The 25831-nt window shown below is 60.7% G+C and carries 19 protein-coding genes; 9 read left to right on the forward strand and 10 right to left on the reverse strand.

Going from position 1 to position 25831, the window contains the following annotated elements:
- Positions 1–264: 264 nt before the first annotated feature.
- From JHD67_RS10440 to JHD67_RS10460, 5 genes are all read right to left on the reverse strand, one after another.
- A complete protein-coding gene (locus JHD67_RS10440; RefSeq protein WP_199099123.1) occupies positions 265–1311 on the reverse strand; it encodes a TniQ family protein in 1047 nt (348 codons plus the stop codon).
- Entirely contained in the window at positions 1292–2230 is a 939-nt protein-coding gene (locus JHD67_RS10445; RefSeq protein WP_199099124.1) for a TniB family NTP-binding protein, read from the reverse strand. The genes JHD67_RS10440 and JHD67_RS10445 overlap by 20 nt, the downstream gene beginning before the upstream one ends.
- 4 nt (positions 2231–2234) lie before the next feature.
- Positions 2235–4085 carry a Mu transposase C-terminal domain-containing protein gene (locus tag JHD67_RS10450; RefSeq protein WP_199099125.1) on the reverse strand — a complete coding sequence of 617 codons (1851 nt, stop codon included), beginning with the start codon at positions 4083–4085 and terminating at the stop codon, positions 2235–2237.
- On the reverse strand, positions 4082–4588 hold the full coding sequence (locus JHD67_RS10455) for a hypothetical protein (RefSeq protein ID WP_199099126.1): 507 nt from the start codon (positions 4586–4588) through the stop codon (positions 4082–4084). Before JHD67_RS10455 ends, JHD67_RS10450 begins: the two co-directional genes overlap by 4 nt.
- 409 nt (positions 4589–4997) lie before the next feature.
- The gene (locus JHD67_RS10460) at positions 4998–5252 is read right to left on the reverse strand and encodes a hypothetical protein (RefSeq protein ID WP_199099127.1); all 255 of its coding nucleotides are present in this window, start codon (positions 5250–5252) and stop codon (positions 4998–5000) included.
- A gap of 107 nt (positions 5253–5359) precedes the next feature.
- Here JHD67_RS10460 and JHD67_RS10465 point away from each other — a divergent pair, with 107 nt between their 5' ends.
- From JHD67_RS10465 to JHD67_RS10500, 8 genes are all read left to right on the forward strand, one after another.
- Positions 5360–6625: a hypothetical protein gene (locus tag JHD67_RS10465; protein WP_199099128.1), complete on the forward strand. Its 1266-nt coding sequence runs from the start codon at positions 5360–5362 to the stop codon at positions 6623–6625.
- 962 nt (positions 6626–7587) lie between these two features.
- A complete protein-coding gene (locus JHD67_RS10470) occupies positions 7588–9135 on the forward strand; it encodes an ADP-ribosylglycohydrolase family protein (RefSeq protein WP_199099129.1) in 1548 nt (515 codons plus the stop codon).
- A 249-nt stretch (positions 9136–9384) separates the two neighbouring features.
- Positions 9385–10215: a WYL domain-containing protein gene (locus JHD67_RS10475; protein ID WP_199099130.1), complete on the forward strand. Its 831-nt coding sequence runs from the start codon at positions 9385–9387 to the stop codon at positions 10213–10215.
- Positions 10197–11690, forward strand: a complete 1494-nt coding sequence (locus JHD67_RS10480) for a Wadjet anti-phage system protein JetA family protein (RefSeq protein WP_199099131.1) — start codon at positions 10197–10199, stop codon at positions 11688–11690. The genes JHD67_RS10475 and JHD67_RS10480 overlap by 19 nt, the downstream gene beginning before the upstream one ends.
- The gene (locus tag JHD67_RS10485) at positions 11687–12346 is read left to right on the forward strand and encodes a DUF4194 domain-containing protein (protein ID WP_199099132.1); all 660 of its coding nucleotides are present in this window, start codon (positions 11687–11689) and stop codon (positions 12344–12346) included. Before JHD67_RS10480 ends, JHD67_RS10485 begins: the two co-directional genes overlap by 4 nt.
- Complete coding sequence (locus JHD67_RS10490; RefSeq protein WP_199099133.1) at positions 12343–15786, forward strand: SbcC/MukB-like Walker B domain-containing protein; 3444 nt, start codon at positions 12343–12345, stop codon at positions 15784–15786. Before JHD67_RS10485 ends, JHD67_RS10490 begins: the two co-directional genes overlap by 4 nt.
- Positions 15783–16970: a Wadjet anti-phage system protein JetD domain-containing protein gene (locus tag JHD67_RS10495; protein WP_199099134.1), complete on the forward strand. Its 1188-nt coding sequence runs from the start codon at positions 15783–15785 to the stop codon at positions 16968–16970. The genes JHD67_RS10490 and JHD67_RS10495 overlap by 4 nt, the downstream gene beginning before the upstream one ends.
- 195 nt (positions 16971–17165) lie before the next feature.
- Positions 17166–18239, forward strand: coding sequence for a hypothetical protein (locus JHD67_RS10500; RefSeq protein WP_199099135.1), 1074 nt, complete (start codon positions 17166–17168; stop codon positions 18237–18239).
- 215 nt (positions 18240–18454) lie between these two features.
- Here the strand turns inward: JHD67_RS10500 and JHD67_RS10505 are convergent, their stop codons facing one another.
- From JHD67_RS10505 to JHD67_RS10515, 3 genes are all read right to left on the reverse strand, one after another.
- Positions 18455–19042: an SLATT domain-containing protein gene (locus tag JHD67_RS10505; protein ID WP_199099136.1), complete on the reverse strand. Its 588-nt coding sequence runs from the start codon at positions 19040–19042 to the stop codon at positions 18455–18457.
- Positions 19020–19901 (reverse strand): hypothetical protein, encoded by an 882-nt coding sequence (locus JHD67_RS10510; RefSeq protein WP_199099137.1) that lies wholly within the window; start codon positions 19899–19901, stop codon positions 19020–19022. Before JHD67_RS10510 ends, JHD67_RS10505 begins: the two co-directional genes overlap by 23 nt.
- Before the next feature lie 544 nt (positions 19902–20445).
- On the reverse strand, positions 20446–21048 hold the full coding sequence (locus tag JHD67_RS10515) for a TetR/AcrR family transcriptional regulator (RefSeq protein WP_233171801.1): 603 nt from the start codon (positions 21046–21048) through the stop codon (positions 20446–20448).
- A gap of 135 nt (positions 21049–21183) precedes the next feature.
- On the opposite strand from JHD67_RS10515, the gene JHD67_RS10520 reads away from it, so the two are divergent.
- The gene (locus tag JHD67_RS10520) at positions 21184–22215 is read left to right on the forward strand and encodes an NADP-dependent oxidoreductase (RefSeq protein WP_199099139.1); all 1032 of its coding nucleotides are present in this window, start codon (positions 21184–21186) and stop codon (positions 22213–22215) included.
- Between the two features lie 17 nt (positions 22216–22232).
- Here the strand turns inward: JHD67_RS10520 and JHD67_RS10525 are convergent, their stop codons facing one another.
- Positions 22233–23525 carry a cytochrome c gene (locus JHD67_RS10525; RefSeq protein ID WP_199099140.1) on the reverse strand — a complete coding sequence of 431 codons (1293 nt, stop codon included), beginning with the start codon at positions 23523–23525 and terminating at the stop codon, positions 22233–22235.
- The gene (locus JHD67_RS10530) at positions 23522–25807 is read right to left on the reverse strand and encodes a xanthine dehydrogenase family protein molybdopterin-binding subunit (protein ID WP_199099141.1); all 2286 of its coding nucleotides are present in this window, start codon (positions 25805–25807) and stop codon (positions 23522–23524) included. The genes JHD67_RS10525 and JHD67_RS10530 overlap by 4 nt, the downstream gene beginning before the upstream one ends.
- Between the last annotated feature and the right edge of the window lie 24 nt (positions 25808–25831).

The raw sequence follows: 25831 nt of genomic DNA on the forward strand, positions 1-25831 counted from the left end.
CGCGCTCTGCCTCCCGCAGGATCGTGATGATCTGCTCTTCGGTGTGTCGCTTCTTCATGGGTTCTCCTTGCCTGTTTAGGGTAGAGAACTCACCTTCAAAGTGGCTACACGTTTCGTCTCAGGTCAGCACCCCTACGTCGGCTCACGACGTAGGGTGTCGCTGATATACCTTGATGAGAGAGAGCCCACACGGCGAAGACCTCTCATCCGAAAAGGGCAAAAACGGTTGTCCACCACCCGCGTTAACGAGCGGGAGAATCAGCACTACCAATCGTCCATGATCCGAAGCGCGGCCAATACAAGCCGGCGATCAGCGCGCTGCGCCGCAATCTCGGATGCCCATTCGACAGATCGACCCGGCGGGATCACCGCTCCGGTGGCGTACCTCAGCGCGGTACCCAACAAGCCAAGCGTATGGGCAACGAGCAGCGTCACAGCGCGGCGGGCCTGGATGGCCGTCAGAATGGTCCCGAACTCACACCAGGTCGGATTCCGAAAGCCGCGACGCTGCCGCCTAGCGTCGTAGCCCAGCACGCTATGTTGGTGAGGTGGGATATGAAGCCTCCCAGCCAAGCACGTTCGTGCCGGGTCGCTGGACGCAAGAAAAAGCACCGCCAATTTAACCAGGATGCGTTCGCGTCGGAGCATGATCGCGGTGGCATCCCGTCGCGGGTCTCCCGTACCGTCCAGGCACCACGCTTCCTCCACCTTGATCAATGCCTTCCAAAGCGCGTGATCGCCGTCATCACTCCCTGCCCGCCCTGCCCACAACTTCGCCTCGGCGAGATGACTGCTCATCCAGCCCGGCAGTGAGGCCGAAGGCTCATAGGAAAGATGGAGCTCATGAGGGAGAAGGCGCTGGCCGCTGTAGGACATCTTTCCCCACTCAAACAATGGGGTCAGGTGTCGCCGACAATGGGTCACCCACAATCGTCCCCAATCCAGACGGAAATACGGCGTGTACCCTGAGCGCCAGTCCTCCTCCATGCAAAGAGGACAATAGGCGTAACGCAGGCCTGACGAGACCAAGGTACCCGATCGATCCCTGGGAACCGCGAGCGAGACAAGGTATTCCGCGTCCGTTCCGAAGGCGCGCGCCATCGACTCCAGAAGTGGCAACGATACGAGCGTATCCAGCTCCTTGCTTCCCTTGGTATATCCCAGCTGTCGCAATAATTCGATCCTGCCGACACTCCACAGGCCAGCCACACGGTCGATGGCGGAAGAAAGCGACTCGTCGGGATGCGGTGCCATCGTTCGAAATCGTAGTTCGAATGGCACCCCTTGGATCTTAGAGGTCGTCATCGACATGATCGATCGCCTCCATATTGGGAATCGCCCTGGCAGCCTGCAGATCCCCTAACGTGATGCACTCGCTCCCCGACAAGATGGCTTCGACGGCCGCATGGCGAACAAGCGTCATCATGTCGTGCAAACTTCCGTCGGTCTCGTCGACGAGCAGTTCCATAATGTCCTTCGTTGCGAGATGGGAAGGACGCCGCAGCGGGAGGATGCGCGCCACGCTGGTTAACAACGCCGCTAACTCCGGGCCCACACTCCATGTCGGCAGCACCAAACGGTCAAAGCGCTTGTCCATGTGCTTATCGGAACGAAAAGCTTCAGCGGCGCCCTCCGTGCCCATAGCAATGATGGGCAACTGAACTTCGTTCATGATGTACTTCAGGCCATCGAGCGTACGCCGCTGTTCGTTGACGTTGCCTGCCAGGACATCCTGAACCTCATCGACAATCAGTCCGCGGCACTTGACCGCACGGAGCAAACGAAGCGCGGCCATCTCACGATCGGCAGTGTGATGGGTGGCCTTCACGGGCCCGTTGAGAGCTTCAAGGATGCGGCCATAGACGGTTCGCATGTGACGCGCCCCGGTCATACAGATCATGACGATGGGCTCGTCATCCGAATCCGCAGACGCGGGGTACGACCGCTTGATCAGATTAGCCAGCGTCGTCTTGCCGGCACCCACGGGACCAGTCACCAACAAACCGGTGGTTCGCGTGCGGCGCGGACCTTCCAGCAACCAGCGAGCGACATTTAAGCCCTGGGCGACCGCAGCGTGACGGATGACCCAGTCTCCCCGGATGATTTCGATGCGCGTCGTTCCGTTTTGGGCGGCCGCTTCCCTGGCGCGCGGGACCAGGTGTTCAAAGATCTGCGGTGCCTCGTTGCTGGGGGACGACTCGTTTGAAGCATCATTCGGCATATGGTTCATGGCATTAACTCCACAGTTCGCCGTCATAGACGGACGGCGTGGCGACCGGCTTGGTCGCAGGCATCGGAAGGAAGGCAGTTTCACGAGTGGGCGTCACCGACGCGGGGCCAGACCAGCGGGAGGCAGGCGGCGTCTGCTGCCGCGAGGTGGCCGCCCGCTTGGCGGCACGGGCCTTACGGGTCGCCTTCGTCGAGTTGTCGATCATGGCCCGACGTTCGACCAACCCACCATCGCTCAACGCCAAGAGTGCAGGATCCTGAGAAAGCTTGGATCGCTCGCCACGATCAGCCCGCCACTCGGCCAGAGACATTTCGGGAATGCCAGGCGTGATGGCCTCGGCGCGGACGACCTGACCCGACGGTGCGCGCAGGTATGCGTAACGAATGTCACGCGGGTCGTAATGGACGAAATGCTTTTCGCCATCGCCGATCCACTCACTCAAGGAGGGGTGCCAGTAGCGCACGGCGTTTACGTGCACACCATCGCGCTGTACCACACGCAGCTCACCCGGAAGAAAGGCCAGAAGAACTTCAAAATCCGTCCAATGCCCGGCCAAAATCCGCGGCATTCCCTGCTTTTCGCAGAGTGCGAGCCACTCTTTCAGAGGCGGAGCCTTCAATACCCGATGCTTGCGGGCGTGGTACTGCGTGACGATTTCATTGACAAACCAACGCCGGAATTCGCTCAGCGTCATGACCGCTTTGGCTTCCGAGTCGTAATCTCCTCGCGCCTGGACATTTCGGTGCGTGGTCCCCGGCAGCAGCCGACACTTGCCCATCATCGTGCCGATAAAACGTTCGATGATCCCGCCATAGTGGGGGCTGCCCACTGGGCGGTACAGCAGGTCGGTGCCGATGGCCTGACAGCCACGTATCAATGCCTTCGAATGAAAGTCCTTACCGTTGTCGACGTAGATGACCCGAGGGCATCCGTAGGCGGGCCACGGCGCCTCGATCCTCAGCCAAGCAAGGAACTCCTGCTTGGGCAGCAGCATGTTCAACACACAGAGCGCGACCGCCGTAGCGGAGGGAGGATCGAAGCTAATGTGGACGCCCACGACCATTCGGGATCGCACATCGATCGCAAGCGTTACCCAGGGACGTCCCAGCACCGTGCGATGTTCATCGTCACTGCACAGGATCACATCGGCCAACGTATGGTCGATCTGGACACAGTCCATGAGCGCCTCATGCAGGGTCGATCCCGGCATGGCCTGGAGCTTATATTTCGCATGCTTCGGCCCCTTACGAGCCTTAAGCACGTCACGGGCATCCTTACGTTCGATGCGACGCCGGATGGTACGGTCGACCGGAGGACTCAACCCTTGTTGGCGACATAGCGCGCGAATTTCTTCGCCGACTTCGTGGAGCGAAGGCTGATTCTCCGTGAGATAGACCTCTTCTAGGACGGCATCGATGATGGTCTCCACCGCAGGCGCGATCATCGAATGCCCCTGTGGCCGACCACCCGCGGCGGGGATGAGAGCCTGCGGATGATTTACCTCCTTCATCCGGGCGACGTCCCGCCGCAGGGTTCGTGCGGATAAGCCCAGTGCCCGCGCCGCAGCCTCGACGATGGCATTCGTCAAAGGCTCTGCCTGATCGATGAGCCGACGCGCAGTATCAGCGCGCGAACACGCGGCGGCCCAAACCTTGCCATCAAGCTGAATCGCCGGGATGACCAGCGACCGAACATCGGCAGGACGCTGCACTTCACTCTGCGGCACCTGATGAAGCACGTTCGATGGGTCGTCCACGACACGCAACGTCACGTTGCCCGCGTACTCCCCTTCCACGATTTCCACCTGGGCTCCCTGCCATAGGGCAGCATCGCCACGCTTCCACTCGCCGCTCATGGCTCTTCTCCTTGAGCCGTACGCGAGGAAAGCAGAATCAACGGACGTCCCGTTGCCGCACGGATGACATCACGCATCGCCTCCCAGACGGCCTGGGCCAGGCGCTCTCGCCCAAAGGGCTTTACTTCCACGAGGCAACGCGACTCGGCGCCCATCGCCTGCAAATCCACAGGCACGGACGAAAAGGTCACCGCCAGATCCGGCGTGTAGCGACGCACCCGCCCGCGCCACTCGTACCAGACCGTTAGGGGCTGGCTGATGATGTCCCGGCATTCTGGACGCGCAACCAATGCGTGAACGACGCGTGCTTCTTCGGCACTCTCCACGCGAACGGAAGGAGCCCCCGGCCAAGTGACCGCGTAGCCGCCGTGATGACGCCCATAAGACAAGGGAACGCGGCGGAATCCTGATTGAACAGAGATGAGTTTGGGCCGGGGTTCCGGGCGCATCGTGGCGACCGCCAAAGACGCCGGCGGTCGATGTGTAAATGCAAGGGTCTTCATTTTCAATTTCCTCAGTGACGCCCACAGGGGGCGATAGCTGAGGCCTACTGCAGCTCGATAGGCCGCACTTGCCCGAACGGTGCAGGAGTTGCACCGGTATGGGCTTGTGGTAGCCTAAGAGAGTCAGGAGTCGAAGTCTGACCTCGTCTGCAAAGACGAAATAGGCCCAAGGGTGTTCAAGCGCCCTTGGGCTTTTTTTCGCCCAGGCCTCATTAGTGGTGAAACACGTTTCGTCAGCTAGGTGGGCTTTCTCTCCTCCTTTCTACGGTTGGCAACAAACCCGGGCACCGCCCGGAATTCCTGACATGGCACCTCAACAAAAGGTGCGGTTTCGAATCGAAATCTCGGCCAACGTCGGGCTATTCATTGGCCTCCTGCAACACGTGCCAGCGCATCTCGCGCACGCCTTTCACGGGCTCGAATCCTCGGCATCCGATATCGCACTTGCGGACGCGCGCGTCTTGTGAAACAGCGCCACGTCTTCGGCGCGGGCGAACCATCCACGTGACTGACCCGGCACCGGGTAAAGCCGAATACCGGCCCGTCCGGCCTGAACAGCCCGCTGGAACGCGCGTGCGTTCTTGAATCCCAGCGCCTTCCAGAGGGCGGATCCCTGCAGGGTCGCAATGGCGAGCCTTTCCTTCGGCGGACGACGCTGGCTCATGAGGCCTCCAAAAATGCAGCCGTGTCGCACGACCGGCCAAGGGGACTCATTAGCGCACGTCCAGGAGGCGTGGCCTATTCGGTCATATTTGGCCGATACTCCGCTCCATGAAAACCAAAAAAACCACAGGACCGGGGCATCCCCCGACTGACGTCGCCAGCCGACTGCGCAATTGGGCGTGGTACTGGACCGTCAAGCAGGCCACCGGCTGCTCGGATGAGCGACTGGACGAGCTTTATCTACCGGAGAGCCCGAAGGGGAACCGAAGGCGCTTCTTTCAGCGGGTTCGTAGCGTGGGTAGCGACCCCACAAGGCTACGAGGCGACCTCGATGGCATCTCGGTGTTTCAGCGAATTCATGACGGGAGCGGTGCGCCGGCGCTACAAGCAGCGGAACGCGATTTCAAATCGTGGCTGTGGATCATGCTGACCCAGCCCGCGATCCGCATTGAAGATCATCAACAATTCATCAACCAACTGTTGGCTGAGCGTGGCTGGTACCGGCTGCGTGACGAAGACCGCCGGATCGTCGCGACCTTCATGGCGGGCGATCCCGCGTTTGGTGGTACAGACGGCCGCGATCACGTGTACAGCGCGATGCTTAGCTACCTGGAAACCCACCCGACGGCCGATCATGTCGCGCTGCTGGCAGCACTGTTCCGAGAGGCTATGACTGAGGTTGCCCTTACCCAAGCCATATCGCTTCGGTCATCGCTTCAAAAATGCGCACGCGACTGGGCCCAATCTCTTGGCATGCCGGATGTGCATCGCCGACTTCTGGTACATCTCATTGAACAACGTCTGGTCCATCGGCGTTGGTTGACAACCGATCTGGCTTTGAAGACCTACGGGTCGCAGCGACGTTACGTTCAAGCACTCATGGACACACACCTGGCATCCCTTGCCGACCGGCCTTCTATGTCCCATGCGCGCGCACCTATCGTCAGGCGATCGCCACGCATCGCGTGGATGGATGCTCACAGACATGTGCTCGCGCCCATCGTCGAAAAGCTTGAAGGTCCAGCAGCCCTTGGCGCTTGGACTCCAGGCGATCCGGATCTTCACGACATTATGGTCAATGACCAGGAGGCGCTGCAGGCGTTCTGGCGTATGCAAGAAGAAGCGCACCGAGCATGGCAGAACCTCGCGCGCCATGCTTTCAAAATCGCATCTCCGCCACCACAAGACATGCGCTACTGCCTACCGGTCGAACCCGGCTCGCAGTACCGCAACGACAATAGACCACTTCCCTACCTCGACGATGGTCATCTGGACACGCAGGCAAGGCGAAAAAAGCGACTAGCTCCCGAGCCCAGCTGGAGGCACGGTGATGCGCCACCGCCACTGAAGGCGAAGAAGCGGAGCAAAAAGTGACGAATACATCCAATCCCGGCGTGCATGGCAAGCCTTGCCCACGTCGTCGGCCGCCCGACTATCGGCTCTTGTAGTTTGGCGGTGGATTTCCCGGATACCAAAGACCTAGGCCGTAGTAGTCCCGCCCCTCGACCGATTGCACGATTACCTGTGCGGCAGCGTTCCGATGATCACTCATTGGAGCACCAATCTCGCTGAGCCCATGTGCCTTAGCGAAAACCCGCCAATCTTCGAATGTCGACCAGCTTCCCTGCATCACTAGTTTCCGACTGCTCTCCTCGAACGGTATGGGAACATCGACCTCTACCCTAGCGCTCCCGCGCGCCCCGATGAAAATCGGCCTTGCAGGCTCCTGGCCAGCCTCAAAAGTGCCCAGACTATTCGCCATGTTCTGATCAGTTATCCCTTCGGAATAAGGGGGCAGGACCGATACGGAATTCGACGACAGGTTGTTTATGTCCACTGCCCAGCGCGACATGATCAAGGGGATCCCATAACCTTTCTCTATTCGCTCGTTCCCATAGACTCTACTCACCGAGACCGCTATGCGCTCTTCGGACTGCGAAGCTGCAACAGAGCTATTGTGACAACTGACTAGGGACACACAAAGGCTGACGATCGCCAGGACGGGGGTCACGATTCCGATGAGTGCCTTCCCTTCACTCTCGTGCCACTGTCCAAGTCGTCGAGCCAATGAGAGCTTTTCAAGATCGACGCGATTCTGGGCCGAAACTGATTTCGGCGCCTTACCAGTACGCTTCCTTGCCATGCCTGCCTAATCGCTGTTTGTAGTAAGCCTTATCGGCGCTGGAGCCGCAGGCTTGATAGCAAGCAATATCATCCAACACCAATCAATAGTGGTCGACTCTTTCCGACGTCGAATCGGTGGTCGCAAGCCGCCATCGCACTCTGTGAGATCAGCCAACGCGACACTACCGGCCCCGGGAATAGAGGGCATCGCTATGAGCCGCTTGCGCAGCATCTATGTTCGTCGTGACCGCATCGCCGGCTCGCTGTGGGGCTTGATGATTGGTAGCGCATTCGGACGAAGCGCGGATGATCTTCCACCCTCGCTCGAGCCAGGCCTCACGAATCAGGGGCTAGCTCCCTCCTCTCCACTTCCACAAACGTGGTCGATGGAAGGCGCGCAGGCTCTGTGCCTGTTGATGGCACTGCAATTTCCCGATGAATTTCCTCGCGAGGGTTTGGTTCGCCGCGCCATCGAATGGTCCATCATGGGGCTGTGTTACCCGGATGCGGCCTTGTTGATCGACGACACCGGCACTCGTGCAATGGTCCATGCCATGGAAGGTCATTCCCCTGGTCTTCCTTCGAGGACTTATCAGGAATCTGTCACTCGCGGAGCTCTGCTGCGCATGGTGCCCGCTCTTCTTTGTCACCAAGGAAACTGGGAGGAGGACTTTGTCGCTCTACTTCAGATTCTGTTACCACAACCCGCCGAAGACACGACGCTTACCCCGGCATCCATGATGTACGCCCTGTGGCTGGCCGCTGAGCTCGATGGAGCCGACCAGTCCTGGGACGATGCCGCCGAACGGCTGCGCTCGCTTGGTCCCCCGGCGGGCCTTAGCAAGCAAACGATCGTCGCTGTGCTTGAGCCCTCGGGAACATGGGGCGAAAGCACCGATGCGCCCTCCCCCATCGACATGCTGCATGCTGCGCGAGAGGCCCTGAATTCAGCCCATAGCTACACGGAAGCGGTTGGTCATGCGATCTCTGCGCGAAGCTCACGAGCATTGCTTGGCGCGGTCATTGGTGGCATCGCTGGCGTCCGGTTTGGCATGTACGGCATTCCCACGGTCTGGCGTGACACCTTGCGTGGCAGACACCAGATTGAGCATGCCCTGTCCACGCTATTTGACGCCCAGGCGTCCGCCGGCGGCCAACAAAGCAACGTGGAACGTACAAGCCGAACCCATCCCCTCCAGATAGGAACGCTTGAGCTTTCAAGCGGCGGTCGTATCGGCATCACGTTCTGTCCCGGCAAGAAACAGCTGGTTGCGGTCACGGGCGCATGGGATCGTGACCTCGGGACCGACCTACGCGCCATCAAGGCATGGGGGGCAGCCCATCTGGTCACCCTGTTGGCACCATGGGAGTTCGTAGAGCTTGATGTCATTGAGCTCGGACAACTTGCCTTAGACGAAGGACTAACGTGGCACCACGCTCCCATCCTAGACGGCCATGCTCCCGACATCTGCCCCCCGGGTTATAGGCCCGAAGAATGGTTCGAGGGCCGTTGGCCAGTGATTTTCCCGGAGCTAGTTGCCGCTCTGAAGCGTGGCGAAGGTGTGGTCGTGCATTGCAAGGGCGGCCTTGGGCGTGCAGGAACCGTTGCTGCCTTGCTACTTGCCGCAAGCGAGCCAGGCTTACCTGCAGACGACGTCATTCAGCGCGTCAGGTCAGCGCGACCCAACGCGATCGAGACCGCGACTCAGGAGCACTATCTGATGCGTACGATCGCCACTGCACCGCGCCGCTCGCATTAGGTTGATCCCTTGACCTCGCCTCAACGTCCTCAAAGCGCATCCTTGAAAAATGCGCCCATCTGCTGCTTCGAGAGGTGCCGATCGTCGAACAAGCGCCGCAATTGCACGGCACACACCCGATATTGAGCAGCAAACTCCGCCCGACTACGTCCCACAGCGGAGACTTTAGGGTTGTGCAACAACATATGTATTTACATACCATATGTTTGTACATACCATAAGAACATCCATCACGAGTCGATGTCTTCAATGTCTACTGAAGGCCGCCAGGAAAGAGATGCCAAAGTAGGCCGAATCCTGCTTTGGGAGGGACGGGTCAGCCGCAGCCGGCTTATTGCCGAATACGGCCTCAGCCCCATCCGGGCCAGCGAGTGGCTACGAGACTTCCGAGAATCATTTCCCAATTGGGTCGCCTGGGATAACAAGCTCAAGGCGAACTTGGCCACATCTAAGGCTTATTCGGATGCCGAGCGCGCTACGAAGGCGTCGCAGCCCACCATCAGTACCATGTTGGTCCCTTATACGCTGGATGCACCCGGCAGACCGCTTTCCATCTCTTGGGACTTCGCGCACACCTCGCCGCGCACCTTCTCCCGATTGAACTTAGCGATCGTCGATCGCCTGCGCGTGAAATTCCTCTACTGCTCCATGAGCAACCCGGAGCTGCACGAACGGACCATTGAGCCACACAGCCTCCTGAGGGCTGGTCGACGATGGCATGTCCGCGGCTACTGCCTGCAGCGGAAGTCCTTCCGAGACTTCGTGCTGGGACGCATGAGCAAGGTTCAGCTCTTGTCGGAACCTAGTGAGGTGGATATCACGGCTGACAACGCCTGGTCCACGGTGCTTCAAGTCAGACTCATCGCTCATCCTGCACTCAGCGCGGCCCAGCAGTTGGTCGTTAGAGCCGAGTACTTCAATGGCGCCTCCGCGCGCATCGAAAGCTGCAGGGCCGCCCTCCTGAACTACATGGTGCAGGAGCTTATGGCGGCCACGGACGTGGACCGACAAGTCCCCCCCGACTATCAGCTGGCGGTTGAGAACACGAAGGAGTGCCGGCCATGGCTGTTTATGACCTGACCGATCAAATTCTTCAGGAGAAGGTGGCCGAGCGCTATCCGCCCCTCTTCAAGCGTCTGCCCGACCGATTGTTCGCGCCACTGGCTTCAGCCAATCGCTTCCAATATTGGTCGCTACTGTGCGTGCTGCACGCCAAACGCTTTGGGCCCGAAGCTCCGCTGCCACCTAGCACCGGCTTCCTGATGCGAGAGATCACGGCAGACATTGCCGAGGAACTCCAATACCAGGATTGGACCCCGGATGGCGACGACGTGACGCCAGCCACGCCACTGGCGATCCGGGCCATCATGATCTTCAACCGTTTGCGCGAAGCGGGATGGATTCGTGTAGACCGAGTGGGCGTGCGCGAGATGGTGACGATGGCACCAGCCGTCGCTCACTTCATGAGTCGCCTGGTCGAGTTTGCTCACACGGGTCCGGAATTTGTCTCCGGGAAGATCCGTAGCATCGAGGCGAACTTGAAGCTGCTCCTCGACGAATCCACGGACGGAGCGTCGCTGCAAGAAGCTGCCAGGCAGTCACGCGCCCTTCTTGAGCACGTCCGCATTGCCGGCACCAACGTACGCGACTTGATGCTGGAGATCGGTCGCGTCGATGCCACCGGCGAATTCGTGCGCCGCTTCTTCGACGATTACGTCGAGCGTATGTTTATCGGCGACTACAAGGAGCTGCGTACGCGCGAACATCCCTTGGCGCGGCGTCAAGAGATCTTGCGCCTCGTGGCGCATGTCCAGCAGACGCCAGACCTACGCGCTCGACTGATCCAGTGGTATCTCGAGAAGCAGGCCGGCCGCGACCCCACTCGCGCCGAAGCCCTGTTCGAGCGCGACATCCAAAAGGTGGAAGATCTGCGCCGCATCGATGAATACCTGGATCGGCTCGACGACGAGATCCGGCGTGCCAACAAGCTGGCGTTGGCCTACTTGGATTACCGGCTGCGGGCCGCCCGGCCCCTCGACGAGCTGATCAGTCAGACCATCGACGCCGTCATCAAGCACGGCAGCAAGGCAACCGCGCTGGCACCGTTTGCGCCAGGTGACTGTATCGCCGGCGAACGCCTGGCTTCACCCCGGGTCGAGACCAAGCGTCGGCCGCCCAGTGGCTTGCGCAAGCAAGTCATGTCCCCGGAGCAGGAGGCGCGGGCTCGCCTGGCCCTGATGGCTCGGGATCGGCGGACCATGTCGCTCCCCAAGCTCGCGGCCTTCGTTCGTCAGCAGCTCGGCGAGGCCGATGCGGTGCCCAGCGTCTCTCTCCAGGTGGACAGCATCGAATCGGTCCGCGCACTGCAGGTTCTGTGCACCATTGCCGCAGCAAACGCGACGCCCAGCAAGCTGCTTCGCGCCCACGCGCGCGCCATGAGCAGCGGATTCACGACGATCCGCATGGAAGACGAAGAGGATCAAAGCCAGGGCATCTCTCACCTGCCCTTCGTGATCGCAAGAACCACCAAGCCGGCCAAGGGAGGAAACCAATGAGTTTCTGGGCGAATGCGGTTGAGGCCACCAAGAACGTGGTCACGGAAGATGACTTCGAGGCGGCGGCGAATCGGTTGATCACCGAACAGGTGCTTTATGCCGCTGATCGTGGAAGCAAGGTGGCCTATGGGCTGATTCGCGACTTCGAGCGTGATTTCAAACGCGCCCTGGATCCTTTGGGCTACGTTGTGCGGATCAACAGCCAGTTGCGCTATGCCTGCGCCATCCCCAAGCACGCCAAGACCTCGCCGGCCACGGTGGAGCAGACGCTGCTCGCGCTGGTGTTGCGCAAAATCTTCGATGAGGAAACGCGTTCGGGGCACCACGACGAGAACGGCGAGGTGGCCTGTGACTTAGTCACGCTGGAGATCAAGTACAAGCAAACAACGGATGGGCGCGAGTTGGCCTCTGGTGGCAAGCTCATTTCGCTGATGCAATGGATGCGACGTTGGGGCATCGCCCGGGTGTCAGAGGAAGATGGGGATCAGTTCGGATACGAAGCGGATCAGCCCTACGTCGTCATCATCCGACCCGGCATTGCCGAGGTCCTTGGAGAGGCCGCGCTCGCGCGCATCGCCCTATTCAGCAGCCCGGACACCGAGATCGATAGCCCAGACCGCACAGTTACCGCCACGGAAGAAGGCGATGCCGCATGAAGAAGCTAATCCGGATCCGCGTGGTCCAGTTCTTCCTGTACGAGATGCGCGACGTCGATGTCGGCATGACCTGCGGCATCTTTGGCGCCAACGGCAGCGGAAAATCCTCGCTCCTGGACGCCGTGCAGATTGTCATGCTGGGCGCCAACGAGAGTCGCGGCAGCTCCGGCGTCGCTTTTAACGCGCAGGCCGACGAGTCCAATCACAATAGCCGAAACATTCGCAGCTACTGCTTGGGCCAATACGGCGACTCGCCGGATGCGCGCGTACGCGACAGCGCCAACACCTATATCACTTTAGTCTGGCAGGACACGGAGACCCAGGAGATCGTATCTACGGGCGTGTGTATCTACGCGAGCGCCGACCGTGAGAAGCCGGATGTGCAGGGTCGCTATATCCTCCCAGCAGAGATCGCGTTCTACGATCACCTCGAGCTCGTCGACGGTGAGTATCAACCTCGCCCTTGGGCGAGCTTCAGGCAGATGCTGTCCCAGCGCGCTCCAGGGGAGGAAGTGCTCTTCCACGATTCGGAGCGATTCCTGAAGGCGATGCTATTTCGGTTGAGAGGCACACGTGGCGCGCCACGCCTGGATGCCTATCGCCAAGCGTTCCGCTTCGGACTGCGCATGAAGTTTGACAAGAGCGTCGACGACATCGTCCGCCAGCAGGTGCTGGAAGTCCGTCCGACCAACATCAAACGCTTCAAGGAGGTACTGCACACCTTCCAAGAGATGGCAGCCTTGGTGCGCGGCGTGCAGGCCAAGCTCGACGAGGCCGAGGTAATTGAGGCGGACTTCGCGGATGCGCACCGGCGCAACAGCCACTCGGTGTCGCTTTTCGCCTTAGCTCAGGCAGCGGAGCTGGAAGTCGCCAACCAGGAGGTGACCGCCGCCGAAGAAGCTGAAGCCCGCGCACAGGCGGCCCTGGCCGCCGCCAACGCACGACGCGACGATGTGAATTGTCAGGTCGAAGCTGCTGAGCGGCAGGCTCGCGAGAGCGCCGCTAACCGGGACATGCACGCATCCCATGCGGATGCCGCACTGCTGCGCGAGAGCCTCGACGGCGTGCAGAGGCGTCTCAGCGAACAGAGGACGGGACTGCATCGCAGCATCAAGGCTATCGGCAAGGCCATCGATGTACCGATCCCCGGCAAGCTCGTTGCCGACAGCGCCAAGGTCACCGCGAAGGCCTACAGCGACATACGCACCCTACTAGAGGGTGACCAGATCGGTCGTCGAGACGCCGTGGAGTCGACCATCCGCCAGGCGCTGCGCGCGGCCAAGGTACTGAGCGACGAGGTGCTTGAGGAGATGCGGTCTGTCGGACGTGCACAGACATCAGCCGAAGCCGAGCTCACCAGCGTTCAGGAGAACCTGGAGCGCGTCGCCAAGGGCAAGCCTCCTCTAGAAGGGCCGGCGGCGGCGCTCAAACGCGCCCTGGCCAACGCCGGTGTGGAGGCGATTCCAGTATGCGACTTGGTGCGGGTCGATGCCTTGGACTGGCAACCCGCCATCGAAGCTTATCTGGGCACGTCGAACATGCAGGCCTTGCTGGTGGACGAGGCGGACGAGCGCAAGGCGTTCCGGGTGTCGCGCCAGGCCGGCGTCTACGAGGCGAAGGTCGTGATGCCCAGCAAGTTCTCCAACCGTCCCAGTCCCAAGCACGGCACCGTGGCGGAACTCATCAGTGGCAACAGCACAGCCGCAGTCAACTACTTACGATCTAAGTTCGGTGATACCCAACAAGCAGAGACCGAGGATGAATGCTTCGCTCACCGGTTCGCAATGACCAAGGACGGCATGTTGCTGGCCGACGGTGAGATGGTGCGCAAGAAACCGACGAATCCCGCCCTCTTCAAGATCGGCCCCACCTCGACAGCGACGCGCAGCTCGATCGCCGAAGAAGCCCGCCATCTTCAAGCACGGATTGACGAACTCAAGGATCGGTACGCGAAGCTCAAAGTGCTCTTGAATAACCTCGGCCCGTTCGTGGGCGGCGAACAGGACAAGGTTCGCGACATCCTCGAGATCGTCGAGCGCGTGACCAAGGAAACCCACGACGAGGCGGAGTTGACGCGGCGACTGCAAGCGCTGGACACCGAGGAGTATCGCCTGCTGGTCCAGGCCGTCCAGGAGGCAGAGACCGCCGTGACCGAGGCGCGAAACAAGCTCCTGATTGCCGCCCAGGCGGTCGGCGCAGCTGAAACGGCCCACCTGCAGAAAAGCGAGGATACCCAGAAGAAACGGGAACAAGCCGTTACGCAGACAGCGGTGGCTGAGGCAGCGCGTGCAAAGGAGGGCTATGACGCTGACTACGCGTCAAGCCAATGGGAGAGGCTCTTGGCGCGTCAGGGCTTGTCGTTTCGCGAGATTGTCACTGACTGTACTCGCCGAAGTAACGGTGCGAAGGAGGACTCCCGCCAGAAGGCGACTAGCGCCCTGCAGAAGCTGTCAGCGTTCCTTGTCAGGCACAACGAGGTCATGCCAGCCGGTGCTCAAGACGACTGGCGTACTGCACGCGGTTGGCTGGAGACGCGCGTTGTCATCCTGACGGAGACCGGCCTGCGCGAGAACAAAGCCCGGATGGATGACGCTTTGAGCGCCGCCAAAAGCACCTTCCGCAACGACGTCGCGGTGGCCTTGCACGAGCACCTTGAGTGGTTGAGCGACACCATCAACCGGATGAACGAAGCCTTGCGACTTGCGCCGATGTTCACCAATAACGAGCGCTACCAGTTCCGTTCGCACATACGTCCGGCCTACGCCTCGCTGCTGAAGTTCATCAAGGACGTGGCTCAGTATGGTCCAACCGAGGACTTGCTGGGCGGCGCCGGGGAACTCCCCAAAGAGTTCGAAGAGCTGATGCGTGAAAAGACGGTTATCGGTGCGGCCGCGGTGAAGTCGCCACTGGACGACTACCGCGAATTCTTCGACTTCGACATCGAGGTGCTTCGCGAAGCAGCCTCTACCCGTTCCACCAAGCACATCGGCTGGCTTAGTAAGCGCGTCGGCTCCGGCTCGGGTGGTGAGCATCGCGCGCCGCTGTATGTGATCGCAGGCGCAGCGCTGTCGTCGGCCTATCGATTGGAGCGCGGCGACCACTCCGGCATCCGGCTGTTGGTCATCGACGAGGCCTTCATTAAGATGGATCCACGGAACATCGTGGCGACCATGCGCTACTTCGAGGAACTGGGCTTGCAGGTATTCATGGCCAGCACCGGCGACGCCTTGGGTAGCTTGACCGCCTTCCTCGATCGGTATTACGACATCATGCGCGACGCGGAGAGCAACGTGGTGGTGCTTGAAGGCCACGACGTATCCTCCGAGACACGAGAGATGTTCCGCGCCGACATCCCTGAGTTCAATCCGGAGCTGGTCGAAGCAGAGATCCGAAAGCAGTACCAGCCACGGATCGACTCGGCGGATGGCCCATCCGCATGAGCCGCCGAGACCAGACCGAGATGAATCTGCTGGCTAGAAAAGCGCTGGAGCGCCTGCTCAAATCTGCCGACAAACACGAAGCCGGCGCAGCCGTGCGACGCCCTGCCCTGACGGACGTTGCACTGTCCGAGTATCGCGAGCTGCGTAGCCTGAAGGCCAAGGAAGACTTCGAGGCGGTGATGGCGTACGCGCAAGCAGAGGGCGCGATCAAGGCCCAGCGCCCTCGGCACGACCCCCATGGCCTCATTGAGCGCATCGAATTGGTCAATGTCGCTAAGCTGGCCTCGATCCTGGACAAGGTACCCCATGCGGTGCGCGTCCAGTCGGCGAGACAGGCGCTCTCCGCGCGCCTCGGCGAGCACCCAGTCCTGATCGACGTCCTGTCCCACTGGGAGAAGCTCAAGAAGGTCCGCGGCAGCGGACCGGGCGTCGCCGCCAGCTGGGCGATGGCTTGCGACGTCATTGCCTATTGCCAGGCCCAAGTGGCGCTCGGTGCGATGGAGATGCCGGTGCGCGATGCCAGTGCACGCCTGTTCAAGGACAGCAAGCGCATCGAGTCCCTGACGCCTTACCTTGATGTGCTGCTGACTGGCAACGTCGAGGGTAACGCGCGCTCGGAAGCCGAAGTTCTGCAAGAACTCGGCCTCTACCGCGAACCGCAGCCTTCGCGTCTGGCCGGTAATATTGTGGTCCGCCGAGAGCGTGGCGCCTTCCCTCTGGACCGCCCGTACAGTGCCCTGCCCTCGTCTACCGTGTTGGGCCTCGGCTCCATGCCTCGCCAAGTGCTAACCATCGAGAACCAGACTACGTTCCACGTCTGGGCGCGTCAGCACTGCGACTCCGATGTACTATGCGTCTACACAGCTGGCATGCCCTCGCCCGCCTGGCGGGCCATGTACCTCCGACTGCTCTCCGACCTCCCGGTTTCAACTCCCGTGCTGCACTGGGGTGATCTCGACGAGGGCGGTTTTCGGATCGCCGCCTTCCTGAGCCGATGTGTGACGGAGGCCGGCCATATCCTGTTGCCCTGGAAGATGCGTCCGGCTGATATTCCGGAGTCGCTGCGTCGCGCAGCGCCAACGCGCACCTTAGATCGAATGGTCAAATACGCTAGCGAGGCCGGCTGGAACGACATTGCACGCGAACTCGCAGAAGCGAGGGTGCTGGCCGAACAAGAAGGTTGAACTGCCTCCAGTACATGGGTTGACGACTGGTTTAGTACCAAGAAAATACTGTGCCCTCCTCCTGCACTTGATAGCACTGCCGCTCACGACCGCTTGCTCAACTCAAAAAGGAGAGACGTCTTGGCAACGAGTAGAGATGAATTTTCGCAAGGAACAAAGGTCGCTCTCGCAATGCGGGCGGGATGTCGATGCTCGATGACCGGCTGCGGCGCACTAACAACGGGCCCGAGCGCCGAAGGGGATGACAAAGTTATCAACGTGGGGGTTGCAGCGCACATTCATGCGGCAGCGCCAGGTGGTCGTCGCTATGACGCCAGCATGACATCAGAGCAACGGACATCCATTAAGAACGGGATCTGGCTGTGCAGCACACACAGCGTCGAAATCGATCGCGACGAGGCGACCTACACGTCAAATCTACTTCTCCGCATGAAGCTCGATCACGAGAGGAGCTGCGCCGAACAGCTGAACGCGATATCCGGGGCGTTCTACAAGCAAGATTTCGTTGCTATCGGACCGTATGTGGTTGGCATAGGTGAATTGACCGCAGTTGAGGAGAATCAATGGACGATTCGAATTAATCAATTTGTAGAGGGCAATCTTCGATCACTGATAACTTATGGGGAGAACTTCTCATCATCGGACCGCGACGATCGCTTCGTCCTCGTCAACTCTCTCGGGGATGGCCGTCGCTTAAGTCGTGGGCCGACGTGGAGGAAGGACGGAACGTCAGTGGTCTTGATTTGTGAGGTCGAACCAAGTTTCCCCAGGACCGATGCAACTCGCCTGGGAACGACACTTGCAACGAATGATGCTAATGACATTTTCGTTGTTGATGGGAACATGGCAATAGTTTCGGGTCTTGACGCATTGCCTCAACGAATCAAGGAGGGGCTTTCTATGATGCGGGGTGAATCCCCCTTCCACCCCAGGGCGGGCTCTCGCATCAAGGAGTACTACGACGCCTTTGTAGACACCCCATGGTTTCAGCGATGGGTAAAGATGGAGGTCATTCGATTGGCCAGCATTCCCTATCAAGATGAAGCTCTCCGAACAGAGTACACCCCGCTCCGAAGCGTTCTTCATGTCGATGACGTACGCCAGGTCGGCACTGAGCGCGCTGGAAACTGGGTCACGTTTCGCTTCCTACTAACCATATCCGGGATCGGGCAATGGGAGCGTGAGATACCTATCTGCATCCCTCAGGGGAAGGTGCAGCTTCAGCCCGAAGCTTGGAGCCACCTGGGTTCCGATCTCACAAATGGCTGAGTTCCTGGCGTTCGCACACGCTCTATGCGTTCGGCCAATTCCACCTGACCACTTCTATCCATAGCTAGTGACAACTTTCATTCAGTCCCTTTAGTAGAGAGCCACTTCGCTTCAACCCATGCATGCGCCATAGATCACATCATGAGCAATCTTGCGTGCATCTTGTATGGCGAACAACCTTGGTTCGGAGTTGCGCGAGACCCCCGAAGGTTGTGCTACGCGCCTTTGGTTCGTAGTTGTTTGGGCAACAGCTTGTCTAGCTCCTCGTCCGTGAAGAACAGTTCCTCTGCGCTCTTTAGAGCCTTTTGCGCCGCCCGATAGGCCTTGTCGTTGGTACGTGGAGCAATCGCATAAACGCCTTCGAGGACTGCGTTCAGTTCATCCCGCTTGATGCGCGTTGTTTCGACGTTTACATCATCGGTCATATCGACCAGTAGCGAAAGAAGCGCCTCGCGAACAGCCCACAACTTGGCTGCAATCTCCGTGTGCTCCCGCGCCTTTTGGGTCAAGCTGGCCTCCTTGAAATAGAGCGTAAGGCCTAGCAAGACCGCCGAGACCATTGAGCCCACGACTGTGCCTGCGCGTGAGTCTCCAAATAGGGCTAACAGAAAGCTACTGGACGCGATGGCCGACAGCACGATCTCTGTCACTTTGATGTGCTTGTAGCGACCGATATATTGGTCCGCCATCTTTTCGTGTGCCTTATGGGTGTACGCGGATCGCCCATACATCTCGCGCAGCTGGCCCTCCAGCGTCGTCGCAGCCACGGCCGAAAAAGCGTCACTCTGGGAAGAATGTTCCATAGATATCTCGGTATTTTTGTCGCGCGGACCAGTTATGGTTTGCAGCCTGAAAGGCGATGGCTTCGCGAGCGCGCAGTTCAGCCGAGCGGGCTTTGTGTTGAAATGCAGCGCCTCGATTCACATACGAGCCACTCCCCGGTGCTTGCCAATAGGCTTTGTTGAGATCCAAGCCGGCCAGGTACTGAAAAAAATCGCGCGTCAGATAGTCATAGTAGACGTACGATTTGTCGCGATGCTCCCAGGTAGCAATAAATTGGTACGCCAACGTGTCGATGAGCATGCCACTCATATCAACGTCGTTGCGGTCACGCCACGCACGGACCATGCGACAAAGCCGCACCAGATTGGCATTACAGGCGGCGTTGCGCTGGGAGAACGCATCCAGCTCCTGCCTGGGCTTGCACTCGCGCCATCTTCCGCCGCCGTTGGAATCGGCGAAGGTATACGCGCCGGCAGTGTTGTAGAAGGCCGGTAGAACCTCAAATCTGATTCCATCAGTGAAGTGGATTGCCACGACCTGCCCGTCTCCCGTGACGGCCGACGATGGATAGGTGTTTAGGATGCAGTTCCTGACGAGCGCAAGCAGCGCTGACTGCCCATTTCCGTTGTGTCCGCCAAAGCGCGCATACAGGGCGGCCGGCAACTCGTAGATCACATCGACGTCGCTTACGCTCGGGATGGCTGTGTTGCGGCCGTAGGACCCAGCGTAGAAGCGGTTGGATATCTTCGAATCCAGATCCCTTAGATCATGGTTGAGCTGCCCGACGATGCGGCCCGTGCGCGAAGCGATAGACCCGCGCTTGTCTGTCCCAATGGTCAATTCCGTGCAAAACGCAGAAAACCACTCTCCCTCGCCCATAGTCCCCTTGCCCCCTGTCGTTTCGTAGGCGGCTAACGCCCTTCCGCGCCCTCTTGTCGGTAACCTAGGGTATCCCGTCGGAAACCCACCGTTGGCCTGCCGCCTCCCCCCCCTCACGAATCAGTACAGCATTCTCGGACCGCACGGCAAGTGATAGCGGGCCTCCGGAGATGCGGCCCACGGCATGGCGGATCTGGAAATGCTCGGCTATCTGGCGGGCTTGGCGGCCGGTAACTCTGTCATTGGGCTGCAAACGGCCATTAGCCTTGACGCCAAGGCTCCGACTCAGTCGTTCGACGAGTCAAAATTTCCTTCCCTGACAATAATTTGCGCCAAGTGCCAGGGTTAAGGGCTCTCGACAACTTTGTCGAAAGCCCTTAACCTTGTCACCAGAGCCCCTAACCTTGGCACTGGCCTTTAACGTCGATTTCAGTCGACGACTGATGTCGCGTAACAGGTCCTGGAGAGAGGGTCGGTGCGAGGCGCAGAGCACGAGGTACCAGAACATCCGGGCAACCCTCGCTTGCTCGCCAGGCGCAGCCGATCAACATCGGCGACGAAGACGCCCACGCAAGTACGCACATAGCAAATGGTTGAGTTCGACTTTCAATTCAGCGGAGTCCAACGTGCCGTAGCGCGCGGCCGCATGCACTACCCCTTCCACCGCGCCCGCGAGTACATGGGCGGACAGGCCGTCGTCCGATGCCCGCTGCCGTGGTGAAATCGCTTCAATCAATGCCAGGTAGCGACGCAGGTATTCCGCTTCGAAGACCTTGTAGGTGGATCGCGCCGCGAGCGGTACCTCGTCGAGCAGTACGCGATGCAATTTCGGGTTTATGGAGTGGGTGGCGATAACGCCATCCACCAGCGCCGCCACTCTGCGTTCGAGCGATACCGCACCCTCGCTACTCGCGGGATCGGGTAGTGCCGCCAGAACGTTGTCCAGATGCCGCTGCCGGATCGCTTCAGCCAGCGCCAGCTTGCTGGGAAAGTATTGATACAGCGACCCCACGCTTACGCCGGCCACTCGCGCCACCTCGTTGGTGGTGAATTTCGCCCAGCCAAGCCTGGCTAAAACGCGAGTTGCCGCCTCAACGATAACGTCCACCGTTCCCCGCGAGCGCTGCTGCTGGGGTGTTCTCCGCATCGACCGATGCTTGCTGGAAAGGCGAGTAGCCATGTCGCGACGCCGGCAGGAAAATATGAATACACGCTCACATTATCAGCTTGATGCGGGAAGCGTGAAGCGTTGCCTGTACGTCGATGCAAGGAATACACAGCCATGAACATGAAGATGACCTCTTCCCGAGAGGTGCGGCTTGCAGCGCATCCCACGGGCACGCTCCTTCCGGAGCACTTTGTCATTACCGAAGCCGTACCCGTGCCGGGAGCGAACGATGTCGTCGTACGCAATCGCTGGTTTCGCGTATCCGTATCCACGCGCTTGATGGCCACCCACGGCGCCGAAGCGGTCAAGGGCATTCCTTTTCCCGTACTCAAGCCGGGTGATGTGCTGGCGGACGGCGCCATCGGTGAAGTCGTTTCCTGTCCTCACGACAGCGGCTTTCGTGTGGGCGACCTGATTTATCATCCCTTGGGCTGGCGTGAATACGCTGCGGTCGATGCGAGCCAATGTGTAGCGCTGGGTAACGAGCCCATCGACCCGGCGGCCTATCTTGGCCACGGCTGGACGGCCTATGCGGCGCTGACACGGGGAATACAGATCCGCGAAGGCGACACTGTCTTTGTTTCGAGTGGCGCGGGAGCCATCGGTTCCATGGCCGGACAGATCGCCCGCAAGCTGGGCGCGGGCCGAGTGATTGGAAGTACCGGTACGAAGGACAAGGCCGAATGGATGAAAGCGGAGCTTGGCTACGACACCGTAATCATGCGCAACGGCAGACCTATCATCGAGCCATTGGCTGAAGCCGCGCCCGATGGCATCGATGTGTTTGTCGATATGGTGGGTGGAGAGCAGCTATCCGCCGCGATGGCTTGCGCGCGCGAAGGTGCGCGATTCGTGCTGCTGGGTGCACTCACGGCCGAGTTGAATGTCAGCGAGGCTAGCCTTCGTGCTCCGCTGGAAATCGATTCCTTTCAACTGATCATCAAGGGCATAACGCTGCGAGGCTATAGCGCGGACAGCGATGCCACCGAGGCGTTCGCGGAATGGCTTCAATGCGCGCGCCGGTGGCAGAGCGAGGGGGATTTCCACCTTACGCACACAACGTTCCATGGCATCGATAGCGCGCCACGCGCGCTGCATGAGGCATGCGCCGGAAAACTCCGGGGCGTCGTTATGGTGGCGCTGTAATTGCCGCCACGCGGGCTTCAGCGTCGCCCGGCCACGTCCGCCGCGCTCAATGCGCCGGACTGGCCGCCGTAATGGGTGACCACATAATTGGACAGCGCGGCGATCTCGGCGTCGGAATAGGCCCGGCCAAACGAAGGCATGAAGATGCGTTGGCCGCCGACGTTCAACTCCGTGCCGTGCAGGATGACTTGAGTGAGGTTGGTTGCGTGCGGATCGCGTACCGAACGAATGCCGGTGAGTGTGGCGTAGTCGCTCTGCCGGCCTTGTCCGTTATCCAGGTGGCATCCCGCGCAGGCGCCGACGAATAGCTGCTCACCCATGCTCGCCGAGGCGACGGCCTGCGATGGAGGGGTAGAGGGCATGGAAGCCGGCCGTACAGGAATGCCGCTCTGCTGCGGTTTGACGTCGCCAAGATAGGTGGCGAGGGCAGAAAGATCGGATGGGGTCAGGTACTGCAGGCTGTACTCCACCACCTCGCCCATCGGGCCGGAGGCCGTGCCACGGCCGGCCGCATGCCCCTTGGAAAGGTATTGGATGAGTTCCTGGCTGCTCCACGAACCGATCCCATGATCCTTGTCGGAGGTGATGTTGTAGGCCTTCCAACCTTGCAACTCGGCACCGGCGAGCGCTTCGCCATTTTTCATGGCGAAGGCGACATTTCGCGGCGTGTGGCATTCGCCGCAATGACCGAGTGCCGTGGCGAGATAGGCGCCTCGGTTCCAGGCTTCCGTTTTGCCTTGCTCGGGCTGGAAACGCTCCTTTTTCAAGAACAGCGCATTCCACATGCTTACGGCCCAGCGCTGGTTGAACGGAAATGACAAGTCATTGGCCGGCGTCGGCGCATGCGCGGCCGGCAGGCTGAACAGATACGCCTTGATGGCCAGGATGTCGTCACGGCTCAGAGCCGTGTAAGAGGTATAGGGGAAAGCCGGATACAGCGGCCGACCATCCTTGTCCACGCCCGCATGCAGGGCACGTACGAAGTCGTCATCGCTCCAGCGACCGATACCGGTTTCCGCGTCTGCCGTGATGTTGGAGGAGTAGATCGTGCCGAACGGCAGCTTGAACGGAACACCGCCCGCGAACGCGCGGCCGCCGGCTACGGTGTGGCAGGCCTCGCAGTCGGCGGCCCGCGTGAGGTACTCGCCGCGCGCCACCTGCGATGGCAGATCCGCCGGGGTGCCGGTGCTCGCCGATGGGGTTGCTTCGTTGCCGGTGTGCGTCACCGTGATCCACGCGTAGGCGGTGAAGATGATGCCGACCAACACCAGCACGCCGATGACGGTTCCCACGATGCGCCCGATTTTCATGCGAGCCTCCCGAGTTGCCCAGGCGTGACACTGACATGCGGCGATGCGGGGGTCGCCTCCGTCACCGCGGCCTTCAGGGCGTCCTTGTTCTGTACGAGCGCCGTTACATCGATAGGCAGCGTCCGCAGCCGTACGCCGGTGGCGGCGAAGATGGCGTTGGTCAAGGCTGGCATGGCCATGACGGTGCCCGTCTCGCCGATGCCTCCGGGCGACTCCTGGCTGGGGACGAGGTGAACCTCGATCGGTGGCGTCTGATTGAGCCGCAGCACGCGATAGTCATTGAAGTTGCGCTGTTCCACCGCGCCGTTTTTCAAGGTAATGCCGCTGTACAGAGCCGCGCTCCAGCCAAACACGAGACCGCCCTGCACTTGTGCTTCTACCGTATTCGGGTTCACCACGGTGCCACAGTCGACGGCCGCCACCGCACGCAACAGGCTCACCTCGCCCTGCGGCGATACGGCCACATCCACCACAACGCAGAGATAGCTGCCGAACGGCGCGGCAAGCGCGATACCCCGTCCTTGGCGCGCACCCAGCGCAGCCTTGCCCCAACCCGACTTCTCGAGCGCGAGGTCGAGCACGGCGTGTGCACGCGGATGCTCGCCCAGCAAGTCACGACGGTACGCTGCGGGGTCTTTACCGGCCGCGTGCGCGAGTTCGTCGATAAAGCTCTCCACCACGAATACGTTGTGCACCGGCCCGACGCCACGCCACCAGCCTACGGGAACGCCTGCGGGCATGTCGTGGCGTACCCATTCCACGCGCAGATTGGGCACTTCGTAGGGGATCTCGGCGGCGCACTCCACCAGGTCCGGATCGAGGCCGTTCTTGCCCATCCCGGGCGGTGCGAAGACGGCCATCACCGACGCGCCGGTGGTGCGATCAGTCCAGGCCTGCGGCCGGCCCTTGTCGTCCACGGTGGCCGCGATGCGGTCGTAGTAGGCCGGACGATATCGATCCTGCGCGATATCTTCCTCGCGGGTCCAGATCACCTTTACCGGGTAGTCCACCTGCTTGGCGATGGCGACCGCCTGCTCCACCGAATCTTCGAACAGGCGGCGCCCAAAGCCGCCGCCCATGTACTGGTTATGCACCTGGATGCGCTCCGCCGGGAGGCCGGTGACCTTTACCGCCACATCGACACAGCGGGCGGGCACCTGTGTGCCCACCCAGATCTCGCACGCATCGGGCCTTACATGCACCGTGGTATTGAGCGGCTCCATGGTGGCGTGCGCCAGCATGGGTAATTGGTAGGTTGCCGCGATGACCTTGCCTTTCACGTTGCCGACGTTGCCCACCTCACGCGCCACGATGGGCGTGCCGTGCTCGGAAGCGTTAGCCATGTCCTTGAACAGTTGCTCGGTGGTGAACGCGCCATTGGCGCCGCGATCCCACGTAATCACCAGCGCCTCCAGCCCCTTCTTGGCAGCCCAGAAGTGCTCGCCAATCACGGCGACGGCGTTATCGAGCTTCACCACCTTGAGTACGCCGGGTATCGAGAGCGCGCGTGCGTCGTCCACTGACGCCAGCTTTCCGCCAAAGGTAGGGCTCGCCTGCACGGTGGCTACCTTCATGCCGGGCACGCGGATGTCGATGCCAAACGGCAAGCTGCCATCGACCTTGCCGGGCGTGTCCACGCGACGCAGCGGCTTGCCGATCAACTGGAAGTCCTTGGGGTCCTTCAATGGCGCCTTGTCCGGGGGCGGCACGTTCCATGCCGCATCGACCAGTTCACCGTAGGGCAAGCTGCGCCCACTGGCGGTGTGCGTAACGACGCCACGCGATGCCGTGCACTGGCCAGCATCCACCTTCCAGCGCTGCGCCGCTGCTGTCACCAGCATGTAGCGCGCCGCCGCACCGGCATCGCGCAGGGTCTTCCAGCAGTAGCGAATGGTGGTGGAGCCGCCGGTCGCCTGCTCGCCCAGGAGAGGGTTGGCGTAGAGCTTGCGATTGGGCGGAGCGTGCTCGACGGTGATCTGATCCAACCCGACATCCAGCTCCTCCGCCAGCAAGGTCGCCTGGCCGGTATACGCGCCCTGCCCCATCTCGATACTGGGCATTACCAGTTGCACGCTTCCATCGCGGCCCACTCGGATAAACGCGTTGGGAGCGAATTCCGGGGCGCCCGCCGGGACGGGGCCGTGGTCGGCGTACCCCCAGACGCGGCTGCCGCCGCCCAGCGCCATGAAGGCAACCACCAGTCCACCCCGCTTGATCAGCTCGCGGCGTGCGGGGTTCTCCAGTTCAACCTCATCCGGTACATGGTCAACGCGTAGCATCATGGCGAACTCTCGACAGTGAGGCGT

Source organism: Dyella sp. ASV21, assembly GCF_016428975.1.
Taxonomy (GTDB): domain Bacteria; phylum Pseudomonadota; class Gammaproteobacteria; order Xanthomonadales; family Rhodanobacteraceae; genus Dyella.

Bases quoted from the DNA above. Each gene is read 5' to 3' on its own strand.
- JHD67_RS10440 (WP_199099123.1), bottom strand. From the start codon at position 1,311: ATGTCGATGACGACCTCTAAGATCCAAGGGGTGCCATTCGAACTACGA.
- JHD67_RS10455 (WP_199099126.1), bottom strand. From the start codon at position 4,588: ATGAAGACCCTTGCATTTACACATCGACCGCCGGCGTCTTTGGCGGTC.
- JHD67_RS10445 (WP_199099124.1), bottom strand. From the start codon at position 2,230: ATGAACCATATGCCGAATGATGCTTCAAACGAGTCGTCCCCCAGCAAC.
- JHD67_RS10520 (WP_199099139.1), top strand. From the start codon at position 21,184: ATGAACATGAAGATGACCTCTTCCCGAGAGGTGCGGCTTGCAGCGCAT.
- JHD67_RS10500 (WP_199099135.1), top strand. From the start codon at position 17,166: ATGACCGGCTGCGGCGCACTAACAACGGGCCCGAGCGCCGAAGGGGAT.
- JHD67_RS10450 (WP_199099125.1), bottom strand. From the start codon at position 4,085: ATGAGCGGCGAGTGGAAGCGTGGCGATGCTGCCCTATGGCAGGGAGCC.
- JHD67_RS10490 (WP_199099133.1), top strand. From the start codon at position 12,343: ATGAAGAAGCTAATCCGGATCCGCGTGGTCCAGTTCTTCCTGTACGAG.
- JHD67_RS10475 (WP_199099130.1), top strand. From the start codon at position 9,385: ATGTCTACTGAAGGCCGCCAGGAAAGAGATGCCAAAGTAGGCCGAATC.
- JHD67_RS10505 (WP_199099136.1), bottom strand. From the start codon at position 19,042: ATGGAACATTCTTCCCAGAGTGACGCTTTTTCGGCCGTGGCTGCGACG.
- JHD67_RS10515 (WP_233171801.1), bottom strand. From the start codon at position 21,048: ATGCGGAGAACACCCCAGCAGCAGCGCTCGCGGGGAACGGTGGACGTT.
- JHD67_RS10485 (WP_199099132.1), top strand. From the start codon at position 11,687: ATGAGTTTCTGGGCGAATGCGGTTGAGGCCACCAAGAACGTGGTCACG.
- JHD67_RS10465 (WP_199099128.1), top strand. From the start codon at position 5,360: ATGAAAACCAAAAAAACCACAGGACCGGGGCATCCCCCGACTGACGTC.
- JHD67_RS10470 (WP_199099129.1), top strand. From the start codon at position 7,588: ATGAGCCGCTTGCGCAGCATCTATGTTCGTCGTGACCGCATCGCCGGC.
- JHD67_RS10510 (WP_199099137.1), bottom strand. From the start codon at position 19,901: ATGGGCGAGGGAGAGTGGTTTTCTGCGTTTTGCACGGAATTGACCATT.
- JHD67_RS10530 (WP_199099141.1), bottom strand. From the start codon at position 25,807: ATGATGCTACGCGTTGACCATGTACCGGATGAGGTTGAACTGGAGAAC.
- JHD67_RS10460 (WP_199099127.1), bottom strand. From the start codon at position 5,252: ATGAGCCAGCGTCGTCCGCCGAAGGAAAGGCTCGCCATTGCGACCCTG.
- JHD67_RS10495 (WP_199099134.1), top strand. From the start codon at position 15,783: ATGAGCCGCCGAGACCAGACCGAGATGAATCTGCTGGCTAGAAAAGCG.
- JHD67_RS10480 (WP_199099131.1), top strand. From the start codon at position 10,197: ATGGCTGTTTATGACCTGACCGATCAAATTCTTCAGGAGAAGGTGGCC.
- JHD67_RS10525 (WP_199099140.1), bottom strand. From the start codon at position 23,525: ATGAAAATCGGGCGCATCGTGGGAACCGTCATCGGCGTGCTGGTGTTG.